A 4,774-nucleotide genomic window follows, 5' to 3' on the forward strand; every position below is an offset into this window, starting at 1 on the left:
CGTCCCTGTGTAGCACCTTGCAAGTGCATTGTTATTAACACAGGTATTTTGCCTGAACAGCACAGAGGGCGCTCCTTTCAGTTCATTCTGTCTTACTTCTTCAGATCGTTAAGCGGGACTTAAGGCATTATTGGGTCCGGGCGTAACCGTACTGGAAAAAGCAAACGCCAGCAGGGGCCACAAAACGATACTCAACTCACCAGTCATTATGAACCTCCCGGTATTCTTATCTGGCCTTTCAGATAGAGCACTGCTTTACCACGAAGCAAAACCCTGTTCTCAACCCACTCACACTCAAGATGCCCCTTTCTCTGGGAAATCTGCTCTGCACTGAGTACTTTCTTGTCTAGATAATCAGACCAATATGGCGTTAGCATAGTATGAGCTGACCCGGTAACCGGATCTTCTTTAATGGCTACTTCGGGTCCACCAAACCAGCGGGAAACAAAGTCTACCCCTACTCTTTCTGAACGGGCTGAAATGACCACACCTCGCACCCTGCTGTTTTTCAGCCCGGTAAAATCCAGATCAAGCTGAGCCACCGTTGCTTCATCCGGTGCAATAATCAGCAGATCATCCCTGTTAAACCTTGAATCCATCGCTTCAAAGGGAAGCAAACTGGCCACTTCCTCTGGAACCGGTTCCTGCGAATAAGAGGCTGCAGGGAAATCCAGCTCGATCAGATCTTCTTTAAACCTTACCTTCAAAACACCGGACAAACTTTTAAAAGACAACTCTTCAGAACGGTCTCCCAGTTCATGTCGGATCACATAACTGGCTGCCAGTGTCGCATGCCCACAAAGGCTGACTTCTGTTCCTGGCGTGAACCAGCGAATGTGGTAGTTTCCATCCGCTCCTGAAATAAAGGCGGTTTCTGAAAGATTATTCTCCAGTGCAATACTCTGCATGAGCTCATCTGAAAGAGCCTCTTCAACAGGACAAATGGCTGCAGGATTCCCTCCAAACAACTCACTGGTAAAAGCATCCACCTGATAAATTGGAAGCACTTTCATTGTTCACTTTCCTTTACTGTAGTGCGGTCAAACACGATCTGGACTCTCTTGTTTTGCTTGCCCTTACTTTCAACCCTGGCAACTCTGACCGGCCCTATTTCTCCAGTCCTTGTAACATGAGTACCCCCGCATGGCTGAAAATCGGTTTCATGAACCCGAATCATTCTGAGCTGTCCGGCTCCTCGAGGTGGCTGTACTGACATGGTTTTGACCAGCTCAGGCTGTTCATCAAGAATGCTTTCATCAAGCATCTCTACAGAAACCGGCAGATCCTTTGCGATCAAGTCATTCAAGGCATCAGTCAGTTGTTGCTTATCTGGCAGTCCATCCTTCAGGCAAAAATCCAGCCTGCCCTTCTGATCCGTCATACCTCCACCGGTTACACTCTCAGGAATAACAGCACACAGCAGATGCAGGCAGGTATGCATACGCATATGGGCATACCTTCTTTCCCAGTCCAGCTCCAAAGTGACTGAGTCGCCTGGGTTCAATGAAACAGCAGGCTCATCCAGAATATGCAGCACTCTCCCTGATTCCCTGCATCGACGAGTGTCACTCACTTTCACAGTTTCTCCACTCTGGGTCACCAGGCTTCCTGTGTCACCCGGCTGACCACCCCCCCCGTGGGATAGAAAATCGTATCGGCCAGTACCAAATGATTTTCTGATGCCTCAAGGACAATCGTCTGAAGCTGTTTCAGATAAGGATCAAGAGTGTAAGACATAGGATCATTCGGCATAAATTGTCACCATACAATTTAGTTTTTATTTTAACTTTCAAGTTGATTGCAGTTTAGATGCTGCCTAAAATGGTTCAATTCTTTTATTGTCACCATGACAATTATAATAAATCGTTGAAAGTATGATTGATTGGCATCCTAATCTGGATCGTTTTTCCGGACCCAAATACAAAGCTCTGGCTGACGCCATAGAAGTGGCCATAACCGAAGGCGAGTTGAGCAGTGGTGATCGATTACCCACCCACCGCTCTCTGGCTGACCAGCTGGGCGTTACCATCGGTACTGTCACCCGAGGCTACGCCGAGGCTGAGCGTCGACGACTGGTTACCGCAAGAGTAGGCAGCGGTACTTTTATTCTTGGAAAAGTATGGGAGAAAAGAGACTTCTCAGTCCCTGAGCCCCAGGAATCCGATCTCATAGATCTGAGTCTCAGCCTGCCAGTTCCCGCCCGCAGGGAACAGATTCTGGCAAAAAGCCTGGCTTCTATTGCTGAAGAATGGGAACACCTTTCCACCCTGCTGGATTATCACCCGGAAACCGGCATTGCCAGGCACAGGGAATCAATGGCTCGCTGGATGCGTTATCACGGAATGGAAGCTGATCCTGATAAGATCCTGATCACTTCCGGTGGACAGAATGCCAACATGCTTACCCTCCAGGGACTTCTGAGGCCCGGTGATATTATCGCTTCAGAGCACCTGACTTACCCTGGTTTTATCAATGCCGCCAGACAATGGCAGCTTCGTCACATGGGATTAGCCATGGACCAGCATGGCTTAACCCCCCAGGCTCTGGATCAATGTTGCCATCAGTTCAAGCCACGCCTTCTTTATCTGATGCCGAACCTTCAAAACCCTACTGCTACTCTGATGCCATTGGGCCGACGTCAGGAGATTCTGGATGTTGCCGCCTTACATAAGCTTGTAATTCTGGAAGACGACGTTCAATTCATTCCGCCTGAAAACCGGCTCCCCTCTCTATACAGCCTTGCACCAGAACGAGTGGTATACACCTCGAGCTTTTCCAAATCTCTGGCAGGAGGACTGAGAGTTGGATTTATCTGCAGTTCTGATGACCTGAACCAGAAAATCAGGATAGCCATGCGCAACAACTGCTGGAGCGCACCACCGTTAATGTCTGAAGTAGCAACGGAATGGATTGATTCCGGAGAAGCCTGGCAACTGACCGCCTGGCAACGGGAAGAAATACTGCATCGTCAACAAATTCTGAAAGAAACCATCGGGCATCTGGATATTCAATCACAGCCCTACAGCTTTCATGCCTGGCTCAAACTGCCTGAACCCTGGCGAGCAGAAACATTTGTACAACAGCTTGAAAGTAAAAATGTTAAAGTACTGCATTCTGAAGTTTTCGCAGTTGGCAGCTCAGCTGCACCTCAGGCAGTTAGAATCTGTATCAGCAGTCCATCATCAAGGGATCGACTCAGAAGAGGCCTGGAAACGATCAGCGACATGCTAGCCTCTGACCCCAATCCGATTTTGAGACCCATCGTCTTTTAAATGGTTTTTTAGATGAAACGACTAAATTATTCCTGGTTTAACGGTATTCTGGCTTTAGCAGGTTGGCTGATTTGCCTGGCAACTCAGTCAATCTGGGCTGTTGCTGCCAGCGTAATCATCCTGATGGTACATTTTTCCACTTCCGGTTCCTGGAAAAAAGAACGGGAGATTCTGGTCATCACACTCATTCTGGGAAGTGCTCTGGACAGTGTGATGAGTAATTTCAGCCTTCTTAACTTTTTGGGAGACAGTCGAATTCTTCCGTCCTGGCTGGCCTGCGTCTGGATTATGTTAGGGATTACCATTCGCCACAGTTTAAGCTGGACAGCTAAAAACAGACTGACCGGTAACGTGTTGATTATTGTTTTAACCGCTGGACATTACAGTGCATTAATAAATTTTACGCCTGTTTCTTCCTATCTACCCACCTGGCAGGCCGTCAGTATTCTTGCCTTATCTGCAACGGTTATGATCAATATTATCCTGACATTCTCTGATATCTGGCTGGAAAAATATCAACGACAGAATCCACAATAATCATTATTCCATCATCAGGCTTATCCACTCGATAAGCCTGCTTTATTGACTTCATAATCCATCAAACATAAGGGAAGAAGATCATTTTTCCCCATCAATTCTGATGAAAGACTGACTCAAATACTATTCATACTTAAAAACCACTACAACCTGATTCTTTACTCAGGGTTTTGCACTAATCAGGGTCATTATCAGAAACGTTTACATAAAAGTTTCATTTTCTATACATAAAATATTGCAAGATACAGTCATTTCTGTGTAGCCTGACAGCATCGTCAGGTGATGAGCGTTAGATTCCATAACGCACGAACAATAACAAAGGAACGTATTTGATGACCGTCTCAGCATCCCCTGTTAATGCCAGCGATTTTCTGAATCAAAAGGCAGCTGATATCAAGTCCTGGTACGAATCCGGCACTCAGCCCATAGAAGGCCTGAATGTTCGTAAAATGCCAGCCCGGGTAGAACCCCTTGATTTTATACCTAAACAGGGAAAAACCAAAAATAAGGCCCGTTTCAAACTAATTGTCAGTAAGAACTTCAAACTCTGGTCGATGGATATTGAAATTAGCTTTTTCTGTCAGCCTTGGTTAAGTAATGACGGTATTGCCAACCCTCCCGGCTTGCTTTTCTCTGTTATTGATGACGAAGAGAATGCCCGTGCGATTGAATACCTGCCGACTGTATTTGATTATGAAGAAGAATCTATGGATGCATCAGAGTGGTTCAGCTTCTGGATTCAAAAGATTCTGAAAAGACCCTCTATCAAGATTGTTTTTGCCTACAAGCAATTGCTTTCTTCAGAACTGGATGACTAACGTGTATTGCAATCGTTCTTCTTAGGGGTACAGCAATTAATAATTTACCGGCTCTGGCACAATAGCAACATCCCACTTTCGTAACTCAGGGTTTCGTATGATGTAAGGTTGAATTTCCTTCAATTCAGCTTTACTGAGCTTCACTCC

Annotated in this window: 6 protein-coding genes; 3 read left to right on the forward strand and 3 right to left on the reverse strand. The window is 46.2% G+C overall.

Translation table 11 applies throughout. The annotated features are described in order from the left end of the window. Positions 1-206 precede the first annotated feature (206 nt). Genes ACR2PX_RS29530 through ACR2PX_RS29540 form a run of 3 tightly spaced genes read right to left on the reverse strand, consistent with a single transcriptional unit; the run spans position 207 to position 1,752 of the window. Positions 207-1,013, reverse strand: coding sequence for a PhzF family phenazine biosynthesis protein (locus tag ACR2PX_RS29530; protein ID WP_434002926.1), 807 nt, complete (start codon positions 1,011-1,013; stop codon positions 207-209). Beyond that, on the reverse strand, positions 1,010-1,600 hold the full coding sequence (locus ACR2PX_RS29535) for an alanyl-tRNA editing protein (RefSeq protein WP_434002927.1): 591 nt from the start codon (positions 1,598-1,600) through the stop codon (positions 1,010-1,012). Before ACR2PX_RS29535 ends, ACR2PX_RS29530 begins: the two co-directional genes overlap by 4 nt. After that, complete coding sequence (locus ACR2PX_RS29540; RefSeq protein WP_434002928.1) at positions 1,597-1,752, reverse strand: hypothetical protein; 156 nt, start codon at positions 1,750-1,752, stop codon at positions 1,597-1,599. Before ACR2PX_RS29540 ends, ACR2PX_RS29535 begins: the two co-directional genes overlap by 4 nt. A gap of 122 nt (positions 1,753-1,874) precedes the next feature. On the opposite strand from ACR2PX_RS29540, the gene ACR2PX_RS29545 reads away from it, so the two are divergent. The 3 genes from ACR2PX_RS29545 (at position 1,875) to ACR2PX_RS29555 (ending at position 4,627) form a co-directional block, all read left to right on the forward strand. Continuing rightward, positions 1,875-3,272: a PLP-dependent aminotransferase family protein gene (locus ACR2PX_RS29545; RefSeq protein ID WP_434002929.1), complete on the forward strand. Its 1,398-nt coding sequence runs from the start codon at positions 1,875-1,877 to the stop codon at positions 3,270-3,272. A gap of 12 nt (positions 3,273-3,284) precedes the next feature. Then, a complete protein-coding gene (locus ACR2PX_RS29550) occupies positions 3,285-3,809 on the forward strand; it encodes a DUF2878 domain-containing protein (protein ID WP_434002930.1) in 525 nt (174 codons plus the stop codon). 332 nt (positions 3,810-4,141) lie between these two features. Next, the gene (locus ACR2PX_RS29555; RefSeq protein WP_434002931.1) at positions 4,142-4,627 is read left to right on the forward strand and encodes a hypothetical protein; all 486 of its coding nucleotides are present in this window, start codon (positions 4,142-4,144) and stop codon (positions 4,625-4,627) included. Positions 4,628-4,774 lie beyond the last annotated feature (147 nt).

Origin of the sequence: Endozoicomonas sp. (assembly GCF_051008435.1) — a bacterium.
In the GTDB taxonomy this organism is placed as follows: domain Bacteria; phylum Pseudomonadota; class Gammaproteobacteria; order Pseudomonadales; family Endozoicomonadaceae; genus Endozoicomonas_A.

Coding starts and splice junctions, on each gene's coding strand:
- ACR2PX_RS29530 (WP_434002926.1), bottom strand. CDS start 1,013: ATGAAAGTGCTTCCAATTTATCAGGTGGATGCTTTTACCAGTGAGTTG.
- ACR2PX_RS29540 (WP_434002928.1), bottom strand. CDS start 1,752: ATGCCGAATGATCCTATGTCTTACACTCTTGATCCTTATCTGAAACAG.
- ACR2PX_RS29545 (WP_434002929.1), top strand. CDS start 1,875: ATGATTGATTGGCATCCTAATCTGGATCGTTTTTCCGGACCCAAATAC.
- ACR2PX_RS29550 (WP_434002930.1), top strand. CDS start 3,285: ATGAAACGACTAAATTATTCCTGGTTTAACGGTATTCTGGCTTTAGCA.
- ACR2PX_RS29555 (WP_434002931.1), top strand. CDS start 4,142: ATGACCGTCTCAGCATCCCCTGTTAATGCCAGCGATTTTCTGAATCAA.